At 63.9% G+C, this 14,186-nt stretch carries 14 protein-coding genes and 1 tRNA gene; all 15 read right to left on the minus strand.

The features are described from left to right. Positions 1-2: 2 nt before the first annotated feature. A tRNA-Gly gene (locus AC1RMD_RS03155) sits at positions 3-75 on the minus strand. Between the two features lie 71 nt (positions 76-146). Next, positions 147-2,126 (minus strand): DUF6351 family protein, encoded by a 1,980-nt coding sequence (locus AC1RMD_RS03160; RefSeq protein ID WP_492923578.1) that lies wholly within the window; start codon positions 2,124-2,126, stop codon positions 147-149. Positions 2,127-2,181: 55 nt separating this feature from the next. Continuing rightward, on the minus strand, positions 2,182-2,766 hold the full coding sequence (gene pgsA / locus AC1RMD_RS03165; RefSeq protein WP_492923580.1) for a CDP-diacylglycerol--glycerol-3-phosphate 3-phosphatidyltransferase: 585 nt from the start codon (positions 2,764-2,766) through the stop codon (positions 2,182-2,184). 96 nt (positions 2,767-2,862) lie between these two features. Continuing rightward, the gene (gene uvrC, locus AC1RMD_RS03170) at positions 2,863-4,722 is read right to left on the minus strand and encodes an excinuclease ABC subunit UvrC (protein WP_492923582.1); all 1,860 of its coding nucleotides are present in this window, start codon (positions 4,720-4,722) and stop codon (positions 2,863-2,865) included. Positions 4,723-4,731: 9 nt separating this feature from the next. Beyond that, positions 4,732-5,127 carry a holo-ACP synthase gene (gene acpS / locus AC1RMD_RS03175; protein ID WP_492923584.1) on the minus strand — a complete coding sequence of 132 codons (396 nt, stop codon included), beginning with the start codon at positions 5,125-5,127 and terminating at the stop codon, positions 4,732-4,734. Continuing rightward, positions 5,124-5,885 (minus strand): pyridoxine 5'-phosphate synthase, encoded by a 762-nt coding sequence (pdxJ, locus tag AC1RMD_RS03180; protein ID WP_217945918.1) that lies wholly within the window; start codon positions 5,883-5,885, stop codon positions 5,124-5,126. The genes acpS and pdxJ overlap by 4 nt, the downstream gene beginning before the upstream one ends. 21 nt (positions 5,886-5,906) lie before the next feature. Beyond that, positions 5,907-6,767 (minus strand): DNA repair protein RecO, encoded by an 861-nt coding sequence (gene recO / locus AC1RMD_RS03185; protein WP_492923586.1) that lies wholly within the window; start codon positions 6,765-6,767, stop codon positions 5,907-5,909. A gap of 12 nt (positions 6,768-6,779) precedes the next feature. Next, positions 6,780-7,682 (minus strand): GTPase Era, encoded by a 903-nt coding sequence (gene era, locus AC1RMD_RS03190; RefSeq protein WP_332855850.1) that lies wholly within the window; start codon positions 7,680-7,682, stop codon positions 6,780-6,782. Positions 7,683-7,693: 11 nt separating this feature from the next. Beyond that, entirely contained in the window at positions 7,694-8,500 is an 807-nt protein-coding gene (gene rnc, locus AC1RMD_RS03195; RefSeq protein ID WP_492923588.1) for a ribonuclease III, read from the minus strand. Positions 8,501-8,537: 37 nt separating this feature from the next. Continuing rightward, positions 8,538-8,927, minus strand: coding sequence for a DUF4845 domain-containing protein (locus tag AC1RMD_RS03200; RefSeq protein WP_492923590.1), 390 nt, complete (start codon positions 8,925-8,927; stop codon positions 8,538-8,540). 37 nt (positions 8,928-8,964) lie between these two features. Next, a complete protein-coding gene (lepB, locus tag AC1RMD_RS03205; protein WP_492923592.1) occupies positions 8,965-9,882 on the minus strand; it encodes a signal peptidase I in 918 nt (305 codons plus the stop codon). Continuing rightward, positions 9,879-11,672, minus strand: a complete 1,794-nt coding sequence (gene lepA / locus AC1RMD_RS03210; RefSeq protein ID WP_492923594.1) for a translation elongation factor 4 — start codon at positions 11,670-11,672, stop codon at positions 9,879-9,881. The genes lepB and lepA overlap by 4 nt, the downstream gene beginning before the upstream one ends. A gap of 239 nt (positions 11,673-11,911) precedes the next feature. After that, the gene (locus tag AC1RMD_RS03215; protein ID WP_492923596.1) at positions 11,912-12,154 is read right to left on the minus strand and encodes a glutaredoxin family protein; all 243 of its coding nucleotides are present in this window, start codon (positions 12,152-12,154) and stop codon (positions 11,912-11,914) included. A gap of 41 nt (positions 12,155-12,195) precedes the next feature. Continuing rightward, positions 12,196-13,722, minus strand: a complete 1,527-nt coding sequence (locus tag AC1RMD_RS03220) for a Do family serine endopeptidase (protein WP_492923598.1) — start codon at positions 13,720-13,722, stop codon at positions 12,196-12,198. A gap of 132 nt (positions 13,723-13,854) precedes the next feature. After that, complete coding sequence (locus AC1RMD_RS03225; protein WP_492923600.1) at positions 13,855-14,169, minus strand: sigma-E factor negative regulatory protein; 315 nt, start codon at positions 14,167-14,169, stop codon at positions 13,855-13,857. Positions 14,170-14,186: the final 17 nt, after the last annotated feature.

The raw sequence follows: 14,186 nt of genomic DNA on the forward strand, positions 1-14,186 counted from the left end.
GGAGCGGGAGAAGAGTCTCGAACTCTCGACCTCAACCTTGGCAAGGTTGCGCTCTACCAACTGAGCTACTCCCGCGTCGCTGTCATCAACAACAGGCCAGCATTATAGATGATCCATGGCGGCTGTCAATGGCCTTGATGCCAATCTTATCGCTTCCGCTCCAAAACCGGCGGCCGGCCCTGGTCCGGCTGGCTGTAATCGCAGACGCCATGCGGGAATATCCGCTGCAGGCGGGCCTGCTGCTGCGCCGTCCAGGTCACGCCGGCGGGATAGCTGCCGTCCCGCAGCGCCTGGGCGACCGGCTTCAGCGCACACTTGAAAACGTCGCCCTTGATGGACTCCCCCGCCACCATGCGCGGACTGGAAAACAGCGGGAAGGCCTTGGTGCAGGCGCCCGGCGGCCTGGCGTCCAGGATGCCGTCCCAGACGGACGGTCCGGCGGCGATGACGACGCCGCCGGTATCGATGCAGCGGTCGGTGAATTCGACCGGCGCCGGGCCGCTGCCCAGGACCCGGTCCATGACCGACAAGGCTTCCAGCACCCGGCCCTGCATGTCGGCCTCGGAACGGGTGAACCAGATCACCTGGCGCCGGGCCTCGGCGCGGTTGGCGTCCAGCAGGCGGGCCCGCACCGAGAAGGCCTGGCGTGCATTGTGCATGTTCAGCTCCGGCTCCAGGTAGGGCCGCAGATCGATCATCGGGATGCCGAGGCGCTGGCCGGTGAACACCTGGCCCGAACTGTAGGCCTTGCGCATCGCCTCAACGCTGCCGCTGCCGCGCGGCGCCGGCGCGCCCTGCGGATCGCGGCAGGTGGCGCTGCGCAGCATGTTGCGGCTGTCGTAGGGGTCGTCCTTGCCTTGCCAATCGACGAAGTCGGCCTGCTCCTTCCAGCCGCCCACGCAGGCGTTGAGGCGCAGGAATTCGTCGATGCCGATACTGCCCTGCGCCAACGCCTTCAGGCCGTACTGCACGCCCACGTTGTCGATGGAGATGGGGGCGTAGCCTTGCTGGTCGGTGCCGTAGATGTCGGCCAGGTCGTTCCAGTGGGTCCATTTGACCAGGTCGAACGCACCGGCGGGATAACGGTAGTAGGCCGCGGCAAGGTCATAGCGGTCGTCCTTGTAGCGCGGGTTCAGCACCGTCACGATCGCCATCTTCCAGCCGTTGATGCACTCGGTCGATCCGGCGCCGCCGGTCCAGGCGTGGCGCGCGGTGTCGCTGGCGTTCATGCCTTCGATGGCGATCTGATTGGTCCATTTGGCCCATGGCGAGGCGGAATCGAGCGCCACTTCGTCCTTGAAGTACTGGCCCAGTAGCGGGCAATCCGAGATCGGGATGGTCTGCGTGATCATGTCCGGATAGGATTGGAGCGGAATGCCGCCATCCAGCAGGCCGGGATGGTTTTGCGCGAACAGATACTGCTGCACCGCGCCGCCCGACCCACCCAGGCCGATGGTGAACAGCGGCGCGCCATAGGCTTCGACAAAGCGGGCCTTGGTCAGCATGGCGGTCTGCCCGGCCAGGCGCATGTTGTAATGGACCCCGGCTTCATTGCCGGACGAGCTGACGATGGCGTAGCCCTGCTCCAGCATGGGGACCATCAACTGGCGCTCGTTGCCGCTCAAGCCTCCGGGCTTGAACCACAGCGGCAAGCCCTGGTGATGGCCGATGCCGACGCCGCCGCCCAGCCAGTACACCAGCTTGCGGTTCCAGGCCGCCGGCTCGGGCCTGGCCGTCGGCGCCAGCATGGCGATGGTGTAGACGAAGCGGTTGATGGTGCCTGCTTCCACCCGCACCACGAAGGGCACCGCCGCGCCGTTGCGCTGTATGGTCGTCTGGTCCGATGGGGGCGCCGTGTAGCCGGTGGCGGGATCGAAGGGTTTGAAGCGGCTGCCGGCAAGGTAGAAGTACTGGACCCGCGTGGCGATGGCGCAATTGCGGCTGTAGCCGACGATGGCGCCGCTGCCTTCATCGACCACCGGGTGGCCGATACCATCCTGGTTGTCGACGCTGGGCTGGCCCAGGCCTGCTTCCTGCGTGCGGCAGACGAAGGGCTGTTGCTGCGCCTGCGCCGCCAGGCAGATTGCGGTTGCCGCGCAAGCGGCCAGGAATCTCCAGAACGCCATGGCGGGTGCTCCTGATCTGGTGGGGTGGGCTTCACCAGATCATAGCATTTTGTCACTAGTTCAGCGTGCCCGCTTTTTCCTTGATCAGCGGCCAGGCCAGGCGCAGGTAGTAGAACATCGACCACACCGTCAGCACGGCCGCCACTTCCAGCAGGCGCGAGCCCCAGAACTGGGTGTCGATGGCGCCAAACAGCACGTCATGGAACAGCAGCAGCGGGATGGCCGTCATCTGCGCGGTGGTCTTGATCTTGCCGAGCGAGCTGACCGCCACCGATTTGGAGGCGCCGATCTGCGCCATCCATTCGCGCAGCGCCGAGATGGCGATCTCGCGGCCGATGATGACGAACGACAGCACGGCGTTGGCGCGGTCCAGCTGCACCAGCACCAGCAAGGCTCCCGCCACCATCAGCTTGTCCGCGACCGGGTCGAGGAAGGCGCCGAAGGCCGAGGTCTGGTTCCAGCGGCGGGCCAGGAAACCGTCGAACCAGTCGGTGACGGCGGCGACGATGAACACCAGCGTGGCCGCCAGGTTCTGATCCGCCACGGGCAGCACGGTGGTGGGCAGATAGTAGACGCCTACCACCAGCGGAATCAGCGCAACGCGCAACCAGGTCAACAGTATCGGTATATTGAAGGGCATAAGCTCGGAAATTAGTGCGGCCGTGAAAATTGTTGATGCGCCGCTAGTCTACCTTGCCCAAGCACATTAAACCAGTGCACTGTTGTTGTGCACGCCTCAATGCAGTTGGCGGTAGATCTCTTCCGCGAGGGCGCTGGAGATGCCCTCGACCTGCTTCAGGTCCTCGATGCTGGCGTCGACCACGCCGCGCAGGCCGCCAAAGCGCGCCAACAGGCGCTGGCGGCGCTTGGCGCCTATGCCTTCGATCTCCTCCAGGCGCGAGGTCTGGCGCGTCTTGGCGCGCTTGGCGCGCATGCCGGTGATGGCGAAGCGGTGCGCCTCGTCGCGGATCTGCGCCACCAGCATCAGCGCCGCCGATTCCTTGCCCAGCTCCTGCGAGGCCCGGCCGTCGACGAACATCAGCGTCTCCAGGCCGACGCGCCGCCCTTCCCCTTTGGCGACGCCGACGATCAGGCTGATGTCCAGCCCCAGTTCGGCGAACACCTGGCGCGCCATTTCGATCTGGCCCTTGCCGCCGTCGATCAGCACCACGTCCGGCATGACGCCGTCGCCGTTGGCGACCTTTTCGTAGCGGCGCATCAGCACCTGGCGCATCGCCGCGTAATCGTCGCCGGGGGTGATGTCGTTAATGTTGTAGCGGCGGTATTCGCCGTTCTGCATCTGGTGGTGATGGAACACCACGCACGAGGCCTGCGTGGCCTCGCCCTGCGTGTGCGAGATGTCGAAGCATTCCACGCGCAGCGCGTCGATGTCTTCCGGCTCCAGCTGCAGCGCCTCCACCAGCGCGCGCGTGCGCGACTGCTGCGAGCCCTGCTCCGACAGCAGCCGCGCCAGCGAGATCTCGGCGCCCTTCTGCGCCAGCTCCAGCCACTTGCGGCGCTGGTCCTGCGGCTGGAAGATCAGGTTGATGCGGTGGCCGCACTGCTCCTGCAAGGCCTGCATCAGCGCCGGGTGGTCGAATTCGATATTCAGGATCAGCGTGCCGGGGATGAACTTCTCGGTGTAGTGCTGGACCAGGAAGGCGGCCAGCACCTCAAGCTCGATCGGCTCTTCCGCGATCGCGGCGGCGTCGCCGATGTGGTTGGGAAAATAGGCGCGGTCGCCCAGGTGGCGTCCGCCGCGCACCATCGCCAGGTTGACGCAGGCGCGGCCGCCCTGCACCAGCACGGCGATGATGTCGACGTCGGCGTCGCCGGTGGTTTCCATGCTTTGCTGGTGCAGCACGCGCGACAGCGACTGGATCTGGTTGCGCACCCCGGCGGCCAGCTCGAATTTGAGCTCGCCGGCGTAGCCGTGCATCTTCTTTTCCAGGTCGGCCATCACTTCGCTCTGGCGCCCGCGCAGGAAGCGCGCGGCGTTTTCGACGTCGGCCTTGTAGTCGTCCTTGCTGATCAGATCCACGCACGGACCGCTGCAGCGGCCGATCTGGTGCAGCAGGCATGGGCGGGTGCGGTTGGAATACACGCTGTCTTCGCAGGTGCGGATCAGGAACACCTTCTGCAGGATCTGCATCGATTCCTTGACCGCCCACGAGCTGGGGAACGGGCCGAAATACTGGTTCTTCTTGTCCACCGCGCCGCGGTAGTAGACCATGCGCGGCGCGTCGCCGCCGGTGATCTTCAGGTAGGGATAGGATTTGTCGTCGCGGAACAGGATGTTGAAGCGCGGGCTGAGGGCCTTGATCAGGTTATTCTCAAGGATCAGCGCTTCGGCTTCGCTATGGGTGACGGTGGTCTCCAGCCGCGCGATGCGCTCGACCATCATGGCGATGCGCGGGCTGCTGAGGTTCTTCTGGAAGTAGCTGGAGACGCGCTTCTTCAGGTCGCGCGCCTTGCCGACATAGAGCACTTTGTCGTCGGCGTCGAAATAGCGGTACACGCCCGGCAGGTTGGGCAGCTTGGCGACGGTGGCCAGCACCAGTTCGCGCGGGTCGGGCGCGGCTTCCAGTTCAGTCATGCTATTTTCTCACTGCGCTTGTTCGACGATGACGAAGGCGACGGCGTATTCTTCCTCGTCGCTGACGGTCACCTGTGCCGACAGCTTATGCTGGTCCATGAATTCCTTCAACACGCCGCTGCAGACGATCATCGGCTTGCCGCTGGGGGCGTTGAGCATCTGCGCGGCCGGCCAAGTCATCGGCATGCGCATGCCCAGGCCGATGGCCTTGGAGAAGGCTTCCTTGGCGGCGAAGCGGGTGGCGACGAAGCGGATGCCGCGCGCCGCGTTCCTGGCCTTGCGCGACAGGTACTTTTCCATCTCCTGCGGGCCGAGGATCTTGGCGGCGAAACGGTCGCCGTGGCGCGCCAACGCCTCCTCGATGCGCGGGATCTTGCAGATGTCGGTACCTATGCCGTATATCACTTGGCCCGTCCCAGGCGGGTCGAGACCATGATGGCCTTCATCTCGCGCACGGCGTTCTCCCAGCCGACGAACACCGAATGGGCGACGATGGCGTGGCCGATATTGAGCTCGGCGATTTCCGGAATCGCGGCGATGGCTTGCACGTTGGTGTAGTGCAGGCCGTGGCCGGCGTTGACCTTCAGGCCCTTCGACACGCCATACAGCACGCCGCGGTGGATGCGCGCCAGCTCGGCCGCCTGCTCGGCGCCCTCGGTGTCGGCGTAGCGGCCGGTGTGCAGCTCGATCACCGGCGCGCCGATTTCGGCGGTGGCGTTCATCTGCGCTTCGTCGGCGTCGATGAACAGGCTGACGCGGATGCCTTCGGCCTGCAACTGCTTGACGGCCGCCTGCACGGCCTTGAAGTGGGTGACGACATCGAGGCCGCCTTCGGTGGTGACTTCGGTGCGCTTCTCCGGCACCAGGCAGACGTCGGATGGCTTGATGCGGCAGGCGAAGTCGATCATCTCCTGCGTGACGGCGGCCTCCAGGTTCATGCGGGTCAGCAGCTGCGGCGCCAGCGCGATCACGTCGGCGTCCTTGATGTGGCGGCGGTCTTCGCGCAGGTGCAGCGTGATGCAGTCGGCGCCGGCCTGTTCGGCCAGCAGCGCGGCGCGGATCGGGTCCGGGTAGGTGGTGCCGCGCGCGTTGCGCAGGGTGGCGACGTGGTCGATGTTCACGCCGAGGTCGATGATGGTGCCGGAAGGTTGCAGGAAGCTCATTGGTCTATACCGTTTATCTAGTTATAACTGCATCAAGTCAATCAGGATCTGGCGCGTGTTCAGCGGCGCGCCGCCCAGGTGGTGCGCCAGCAGGAAGCGCATCAGCTGCTTGCTCTGCGCCTGGGTGGCGACGTCCTGGTAGTCTTCGCGTTCCATGTCGAGCAGGGTCTTGCCGGCCACGCGCGGCCACGGATCGGCGGCGCGCTCGGGGCGCGGGCCGCGTTCCGGATCCACCACGTAGACCACGTCGGCCTGCACGGCGCGGCGGGTTTCGGTGCAGCGGGTCAGGTCGGCGGCGACACCCGTCTCTTTAAGTAGGGCCCGTTCGAATTTTCTCAAGACGATGGGCGCGGGTTCGTTGTGCGCCAGCTGGTTCAAGGTGGCGACGTAGTGGTCGAACAGGCGCGGGTGCGCGTCGTCGCGCGCCAGCAGCTTGACCAGCAGCTCGTTCAGGTAGAAGCCGCACAGCAGCGCGGTCTTTTCCAGCGGCAGCATGCCGCCCACCCATTCGGCCTCGGTCAGCGTGCGCAGTTCGGATTTGCCGACCCAGCTGGAGGACAGCGGCTGGAAGGTTTGCAGCACGCCGCGCAGTTGCGAGTGCGGCCGCTTGGCGCCCTTGGCGATCAAGGCCACGCGGCCGAAATCGCGCGTGAACAGGTCGATGATGAGGCTGGTTTCTTTGTAGGGATAGCTGTGCAGGACGAAGGCCGGCTGGCCTGCAACCTTGGTGCCGAAGGTGCGCTCGCGCGACGCTGCGCGCGGGCGTTTCGGTGGGGCTGGTGCTACTGGTGCGGCTGGTGCCGCCGGGGCGGGCACCGCTTCACGCTCCGCCTCAGGCTCGGGTGCCGCTGCGATGTCGGCGTCTAGCGTGGTGGTGGACATCGCCCCTCTTTCTTACTCGTAGCCGTAGGCGCGCAGACCCGCTTCGTTGTCGGCCCAGCCGGACTTGACCTTGACCCAGATTTCCAGGTACACGGGACCGCCGAACAGTTTTTCCATGTCCAGGCGGGCCTGGGTGGAGACTTCCTTCAGGCGCGCGCCCTTGTTACCGATGATCATGGACTTGTGCGTATCGCGCTCGACCAGGATGGCGGCGAACACGCGGCGCAGGTCGCCCTCCTGCTCGAACTGCTCGATCAGCACGGTGCTGGTGTAAGGCAGCTCGTCGCCGACGAAGCGGAACAGTTTTTCGCGGACGATTTCCGACGCCAGGAATTTCTCGCTGCGGTCGGTGATGTCGTCCGGTCCGAAGATCGGCTGGTTCTCAGGCAGGAAGCGCTTGATCTCCTTTTCCAGGCCGTCCAGCTGGAAGCGCAGCTTGGCCGACACCGGCACGATGGCGGCGAAGTTGAACTTGGCCGCGACCTGCTGGGCGAACGGCAGCAGCACCGCCTTGTCCTTGACGCGGTCGGACTTGTTGATCACCAGGATCACCGGCACTTCGGACGGCAGCAGGTCCATCACCTGCTGGTCGGCCGGGCCGAAGGTGCCGGCCTCGATCACGTACAGGATCAGGTCGGACGAGATCAGGGTGTTGGTGACGGTCTTGTTGAGCGTCTTGTTCAGCGCGTTCGAGTGGCGGGTCTGGAAGCCCGGCGTGTCGACGTAGATGAACTGCGCGTCGTCATGGGTCTGGATGCCGGTGATGCGGTGGCGCGTGGTTTGCGCCTTGCGCGAGGTGATGCTGACCTTGGCGCCAATCAGCGTATTCATCAGGGTCGATTTGCCCACGTTCGGGCGGCCCACGATGGCAATATAGCCACAACGGAAGTTGGCGGAGGTCGTTTCGGTATTCATTTCAGTTCTCTTTACTTGTTTGCTGCTTTGGCAGGCGGTGGCGACGGTTCATTACCGGCCTCGGTCGTCTGCACGGTGGCGATGCCGGCCAGCTTGAGCTGGGCAGCGCGCGGCTTGGACTTGCGGCCGGCGGCCGGTGTCTTCACCAACGCTTGTTCGGCCACTTCCAGCGCCAATTTGGCGGCGGCCTGTTCGCCGGCGCGGCGGCTTCCGCCGCGTCCGTAGACCTGGATGCCCAGTTTGGGCACCAGACATTCGATTTCGAATTCCTGGCTGTGCGCGGCGCCATGGGTGGCAACCACATTGTACAGCGGAAGTGAAATCTTCTTACTTTGCAGAAATTCCTGCAGCAGGGTCTTGGCGTCCTTGCCCAGGGTTTGCGGGTCCACCGATTCCAGGATGGGAATGTAGAAGGCCCGGATCACGTCGCGCGCGGGATTGAAGCCGGCGTCGAGGAAGATGGCGCCCAGCAGCGCTTCCAGCGTGTCGGCCAGGATCGAAGGACGGCGGAAACCGCCCGACTTCAACTCCCCTTCCCCCAGCCGCAGGAACTGCGACAGCTCCAGCTTTTGCGCGATCTCGTACAGCGATTGCTGCTTGACCAGGTTGGCGCGCAGGCGCGACAGGTCGCCCTCGTCGATCGTCACGAAACGCTCGTACAGGATGGACGCCACCACGCAGTTCAGGATCGAATCGCCCAGGAACTCCAGTCGTTCATTATGCAAACTGCTGTGGCTACGGTGCGTCAAGGCTTGCTGCAACAGGCCAGCATCCTGGAACGTATAGCCTAAACGGTTTTGCAATAACTGAAGATTCATTGTTCGGTTCGGTTCTTTTTTAAGCTGATTGCTTGATTTATTGATCGGTCTTGGCCGGGGCCGGCACGCCGCTCTTGGCGGTGGTGCCCTGGTATTCCAACAGCAGGCTGGCCGGTCCGACCAGCGGGATTTTCTTTTCGTAGGCGAAGCTGATTTCGAACTCGCCGTTTTCCTTGGCGATCAGCAGATCGCGGCTGGTGATCGAGCTGATGTAGCCGGTGGTCGCGTTGGCGTCGAACGACTTCTGCATCTCCACCACGGAGCCGCCGGTGGCCTTGGCCGTGACGATGGCGTTCTGGATCGCCCGGTATTCGGTGTAGGTCGGCACGATCTTCAGCGCCAGCACGCCAACGAAGCCCAGCGCGGCCAGCACGATGATCAGTCCGACCAGGGAAACGCCCTGCTGCTGTTTCAAGCTTGATTGCATCTTAGTCCCTTTCGCCGTGGCCCGCTGAGCGTGGATTTTACTGGATGCTGCCGATGCGGCGCAGGTTGCCCAGGTTCATCCACACGAAGAATGCTTTACCAACAATGTTCTTGTCCGGCACAAAACCCCAGTAGCGGCTGTCCGCGCTGTTGTCGCGGTTGTCGCCCATCATGAAGTAATTGCCCTGTGGAACCACACAGGTGAAGCCTTCGTACTTGTAGCTGCAATTTTCGCTGTACGGGAACTTCTTCACGCCATCCAGGCTCAACGTAGGCGCCGCCTCGCTGTTGAGGATGCGATGGCTGACGCCGGTCAGGTCTTCCTTGAACTGCTTGTTGTAGGCCAGGTGCTCGTCGTCGAGGTAGTCGTCCAGCGGCGTGTACTTCACTTCCACGCCGTTCACCGTTAAGCGCTTGTTTTCATATGTGATTTTATCACCCGGCACGCCAATGACGCGTTTGATGTAATCCTGGCTCATGTCCAGCGGATATTTGAACACCATCACGTCGCCGCGCTGCGGGTTGTTGATCTGCACGATCTTCTTGTTCAGCACCGGCAGCCGGATGCCGTAGGTGAACTTGTTCACCAGGATCAGGTCGCCCACCAGCAGGGTCGGCACCATCGACGACGACGGGATCTTGAACGGCTCGTACAGGAACGAACGCAGGAAGAACACCAGCGCGATCACCGGGAAGAAGCTGCCCGAGTATTCGATCCAGGTCGGCTGGCGCAGCAGCGCGGTCTCGATCGTGGCGCGGCTGCCCTGGTTGTCGAGCTTGATGCCGTCGGCGGTCAGCTTGGCGTTGCGGGCGTCGTAGTCGGCCAGCGCGCGGTCGGCGGCGGCGCGGCGCTGCTTGGCCAGGTAGAACACATCCAGGAACCAGATCACACCGGTGATCACCATCAGGACGAACAGGATTAAAGCAAAATTACCTAAGATCACTTGCAGGTTCATTTGTCGTCCACTTGTAAGATTGCCAGGAACGCTTCTTGTGGAATCTCTACCGAGCCCACTTGCTTCATGCGTTTTTTACCTGCTTTTTGCTTCTCCAACAACTTCTTCTTACGGCTGATGTCGCCGCCGTAGCACTTGGCCAGCACGTTCTTGCGCAAGGCCTTGACGTTCTCGCGCGAAATCACGTTGACGCCGATGGCGGCCTGGATCGCCACGTCGAACATCTGGCGCGGTATCAGTTCGCGCATCTTGGCCGCCACCTGGCGGCCGCGGTAGGCGGAGTTGGAACGGTGCACGATGATGGCCAGCGCGTCGACTTTTTCGCCGTTGATCAGCATGTCGACCTTGACCACGTCGGAGGCGCGGTATTCCTTGAACTCGTAGTCCATCGAGGCGTAGCCGCGCGAGGTGGACTTCAGCTTGTCGAAGAAGTCCAGCACGATCTCGCCCATCGGCATTTCATAGACCAGCTTGACCTGGCGGCCGTGGTAGGCCATGTCCATCTGCACGCCGCGCTTGCCGATGCACAAGGTGATCACCGAACCGACGTACTCTTGCGGCATGTACAGATTGACCGTGACGATAGGCTCGCGGATCTCGTTGATCTTGGTCGGCTCCGGCATCTTCGACGGATTGTCCACCTTGATGACGCTGTCGTCGCGCATGACCACCTCGTACACCACGGTCGGCGCGGTGGTGATCAGGTCCTGGTCGAATTCGCGTTCCAGGCGTTCCTGGACGATTTCCATGTGCAACAGGCCAAGGAAGCCGCAGCGGAAGCCGAAGCCCAGCGCCTGCGATACTTCCGGCTCGTACATCAGCGCGGCGTCGTTCAGTTTCAGCTTTTCCAGCGAGTCGCGCAGCGCGTCGTACTGGTTGGCCTCGACCGGGAACAGGCCGGCGAACACTTGCGGCTGCACTTCCTTGAAGCCCGGCAGCGGCGCGGCGGCGGGACGGTTGGCCAGGGTGACGGTATCGCCCACCTTGGCGGCCTTCAGTTCCTTGATGCCGGCGATGATGAAGCCCACCTGGCCGGCCGACAGCTGCGGCAGCGAGACCGAGCGCGGCGCGAAGATGCCGACGTCTTCCACCAGCTGCAGCGAGTCGGTGGCCATCAGCCTGATCTTGTCCTTGGGCTTGAGGGTGCCGTTCATCACGCGCACCAGCATCACCACGCCGACGTAGGCGTCGTACCAGGAATCGACGATCAGCGCCTGCAGCGGCGCGTCCGGGTCGCCCTTCGGCGGCGGGACCTTGGCGATGATCGATTCCAGCACGTCTTCCACGCCCAGGCCGGTCTTGGCCGAGCAGTGGACGGCGTCGCCGGCCTCGATGCCGATCACGTCTTCGATCTCGGCGATGGCGCTGGCCGGGTCGGCGTTCGGCAAATCGATCTTGTTCAGCACCGGCACCACTTCCACGCCCAGGTCGAGCGCGGTGTAGCAGTTGGCCACGGTCTGGGCTTCCACCCCTTGCGAGGCGTCGACCACCAGCAGCGCGCCTTCGCAGGCCGACAGCGAGCGCGACACTTCATAGGAGAAGTCGACGTGGCCGGGGGTGTCGATCAGGTTCAGGTTGTAGATCTGGCCGTCGCGGGCCTTGTATTGCAGGGCCGCGGTCTGTGCTTTGATCGTAATGCCGCGTTCGCGCTCCAGATCCATCGAATCGAGCACTTGCGACTCCATCTCGCGTTCGGACAAGCCACCGCACAATTGAATGATACGGTCCGCCAGGGTGGATTTACCGTGGTCGATGTGGGCGATGATGGAAAAATTGCGTATGTTGTTCATTAACAAATATTCAAAAACGGGTTTGAAACGACGGGGCGCGGAAACCGCGCGCAATACGAAAAAAGCGCTCCGAGCGGGGCGGTAATGCCCTGGCGAGCGCCTTGATGACAGCCACTAAAAGCAAAACGGAAGCTTTTCTACCCCCGCATTTTACCGGATTTCAGAGGGGAAAGGCCGACTTATGCGGTGCGAAATGCATATTGCTGAAGGTCCGGGGGCAAAAAACGTCGCGGGTATGCCTATTTATTGAGCAGTTCGCATACTTTCGCTTCGTCCAGGAAGTAGTGGCACAGCTCGGGCTGGGACAGGTCGGCGTACAGCACCGGGACCAGTTCATCGAAACGGGCCACCAGCGCGTCGTCGGCGTCGACGTCGATCACGTCGACGGTGATGGTCCGTTCGGGCGTTTGCAGACGCATCAGCGCGTCCAGCATGTCCTGGCACAGGTGGCAGTAGCTGCGGGAGTAAAGGGTAAAGTGCATGACCGGCGCCCCGCCGCGCCGAAACGGGCGGGGCGAACTCCTCACTTGGCGCTAGGACGCACGGAAACGAACTGCGCGACGTCGCCGCGGCGCACCAGCAGCACCGACGGCTTCTTCGCGTCGAGCTTGGCCACGGCCGCGTTGAACTGCTTGGCGTCCTTGACTTCGACGTTGTTCAACTGCAGCAGCACGTCGCCTTCCAGCACGCCGGCGCGGCCGGCCACGCCTTCGGCCGCGTCCACCACCACGCCGCCGTCGACACCCAGCTCCTTCTTCTGCTCGGCCGTCAGGTCGCTGACCTTCAAGCCCAGCGCGTTGGCCTTGACCACCGCTTCCGGCTCGGCCCCGCTGCCCTTGCCCTTGCCTTTGCCGGCCTTGGCGGTCTTGTCCGCTTCCAGCTCGGCCACGGTCACCGCCAGGTCCAGCTGCTGGCCCTTGCGCCATACCGTCACGCTGGCCTTGCTGGCCAGCGCCGTGCCGCCCACCAAACGCGGCAGGTCGGACGAACGGTTGACCGGCACGCCGTTGAACTTGAGAATGATGTCGCCCGCCTTGATGCCGGCCTTGTCGGCGGGACCGCCCGGCTCCACCAGCGACACTTCGGCGCCCTGCGCGCTCTTCAGGCCCAGCGATTCCGCCACTTCCTTGCTGACTTCGCCGATCTGCACGCCGATGCGGCCGCGCGTGACCTTGCCGTTTTTCTTCAACTGCTCCGACACGCGGATCGCCTCGTCGATCGGCACGGCGAAGGAAATGCCGTTGTAGCCGCCCGACAGGGTGGCGATCTGCGAATTGATGCCGATCACCTCGCCGCGCATATTGATCAGCGGACCGCCCGAATTGCCGGGATTGACCGCGACATCGCTCTGGATCAGCGCCAGGTAGTCGCCGGTGTCGCGCTGCTTGGCCGAGATGATGCCGGCGGTGACGGTGTTCTCCAGGTTGAACGGCGAGCCGATCGCGATCACCCATTCGCCGACGCGGATCTTGTCCGAATCGCCCATGATCAGGAAGGGCAGCTTGTCGCCCTCGACCTTCAGCACGGCGACGTCGGTGCGGGCGTCGGCGCCCAGCACCTTGGCCTTGAACTCGCGCTTGTCGGTCAAGGTGACGAATACCTCGTCGGCGCCGTCGACCACGTGGGCGTTGGTCATCACGTAGCCGTCGGCCGACAGGATGAAGCCGGAACCGACGCCGCGCTGCACCGGCTCGTCGGACGGCGCCTGGCGGCGGCCGCGCGGCGTGCTCTTGCCGCCGGGATTACCCGGCTGCGGCAAGGCGCCGCCAAAGAAGCGGCGCAGGAATTCCTGCATTTCCTCTTCGCCCGGTTGGCCGTCGGCGTTGCCGCGGCCGCCCAGCTTGAGACGTTCGGTGGTACGGATGTTGACCACGGCCGGACCGACGCGGTCGACCAGGTCGGCAAAGTCCGGCAGGCCGATGACGGCGCCGGTGACCGGCGCGGCGGCCGTTGCGGTCGCCAAGCCGAGCACGGCCGGCGAGATCCATACGCTTGCGCTGACCAGCAGCGCGGAAAGAGTTTTACTACCAGCAGAGAAATTATTTTTCATGGAAAGTATCGGTCTTTATAAAGTTCTGGAACGCAAATACCCCTCGGGCAAATTGCACGAGGCTAAGGCTAGCGTATGGTAAGCGAAAAATCGCCTGATGGCGCGCTCGCAGATCTTATAAGCGTATGCGTTTCAAGGCAAGATGACGTCCGCCGGCGACTCGGCCGGATCCGACGCCTGGGAAGCGGCTGGGCGGCCCGCCGGCGCGGCGGCGGGGGCATAGGCAGGCTCGGCTGCCAGACGGGCCGCCAGCGAGGCGCCGAAGCCGCCGCTCAGCTCGCCTCGGGCCTGTTCGCGCAACACGTCGCCGGTCAAGTGGTAGGCGCGCCAGGCCGCCTGCCCCTCCGCCGTATCCAACGCCGCCAGGGCCAGTTCGCGCTCGCTGTCCGCCAACTCGCCGTCGGCCAGCGCCGAGATGTTTTCGTGCAGTCTTTTCTGGGTATCCATCGCGTTTCCCGCCATGT

This window comes from Duganella sp. GW822-FHT06D06, from assembly GCF_058799615.1.

Coding starts and splice junctions, on each gene's coding strand:
- AC1RMD_RS03160 (WP_492923578.1), bottom strand. CDS start 2,126: ATGGCGTTCTGGAGATTCCTGGCCGCTTGCGCGGCAACCGCAATCTGC.
- lepA (WP_492923594.1), bottom strand. CDS start 11,672: ATGAACAACATACGCAATTTTTCCATCATCGCCCACATCGACCACGGT.
- pgsA (WP_492923580.1), bottom strand. CDS start 2,766: ATGCCCTTCAATATACCGATACTGTTGACCTGGTTGCGCGTTGCGCTG.
- AC1RMD_RS03200 (WP_492923590.1), bottom strand. CDS start 8,927: ATGCAATCAAGCTTGAAACAGCAGCAGGGCGTTTCCCTGGTCGGACTG.
- AC1RMD_RS03215 (WP_492923596.1), bottom strand. CDS start 12,154: ATGCACTTTACCCTTTACTCCCGCAGCTACTGCCACCTGTGCCAGGAC.
- recO (WP_492923586.1), bottom strand. CDS start 6,767: ATGTCCACCACCACGCTAGACGCCGACATCGCAGCGGCACCCGAGCCT.
- uvrC (WP_492923582.1), bottom strand. CDS start 4,722: ATGACTGAACTGGAAGCCGCGCCCGACCCGCGCGAACTGGTGCTGGCC.
- rnc (WP_492923588.1), bottom strand. CDS start 8,500: ATGAATCTTCAGTTATTGCAAAACCGTTTAGGCTATACGTTCCAGGAT.
- AC1RMD_RS03220 (WP_492923598.1), bottom strand. CDS start 13,722: ATGAAAAATAATTTCTCTGCTGGTAGTAAAACTCTTTCCGCGCTGCTG.
- AC1RMD_RS03225 (WP_492923600.1), bottom strand. CDS start 14,169: ATGGATACCCAGAAAAGACTGCACGAAAACATCTCGGCGCTGGCCGAC.
- era (WP_332855850.1), bottom strand. CDS start 7,682: ATGAATACCGAAACGACCTCCGCCAACTTCCGTTGTGGCTATATTGCC.
- lepB (WP_492923592.1), bottom strand. CDS start 9,882: ATGAACCTGCAAGTGATCTTAGGTAATTTTGCTTTAATCCTGTTCGTC.
- pdxJ (WP_217945918.1), bottom strand. CDS start 5,885: ATGAGCTTCCTGCAACCTTCCGGCACCATCATCGACCTCGGCGTGAAC.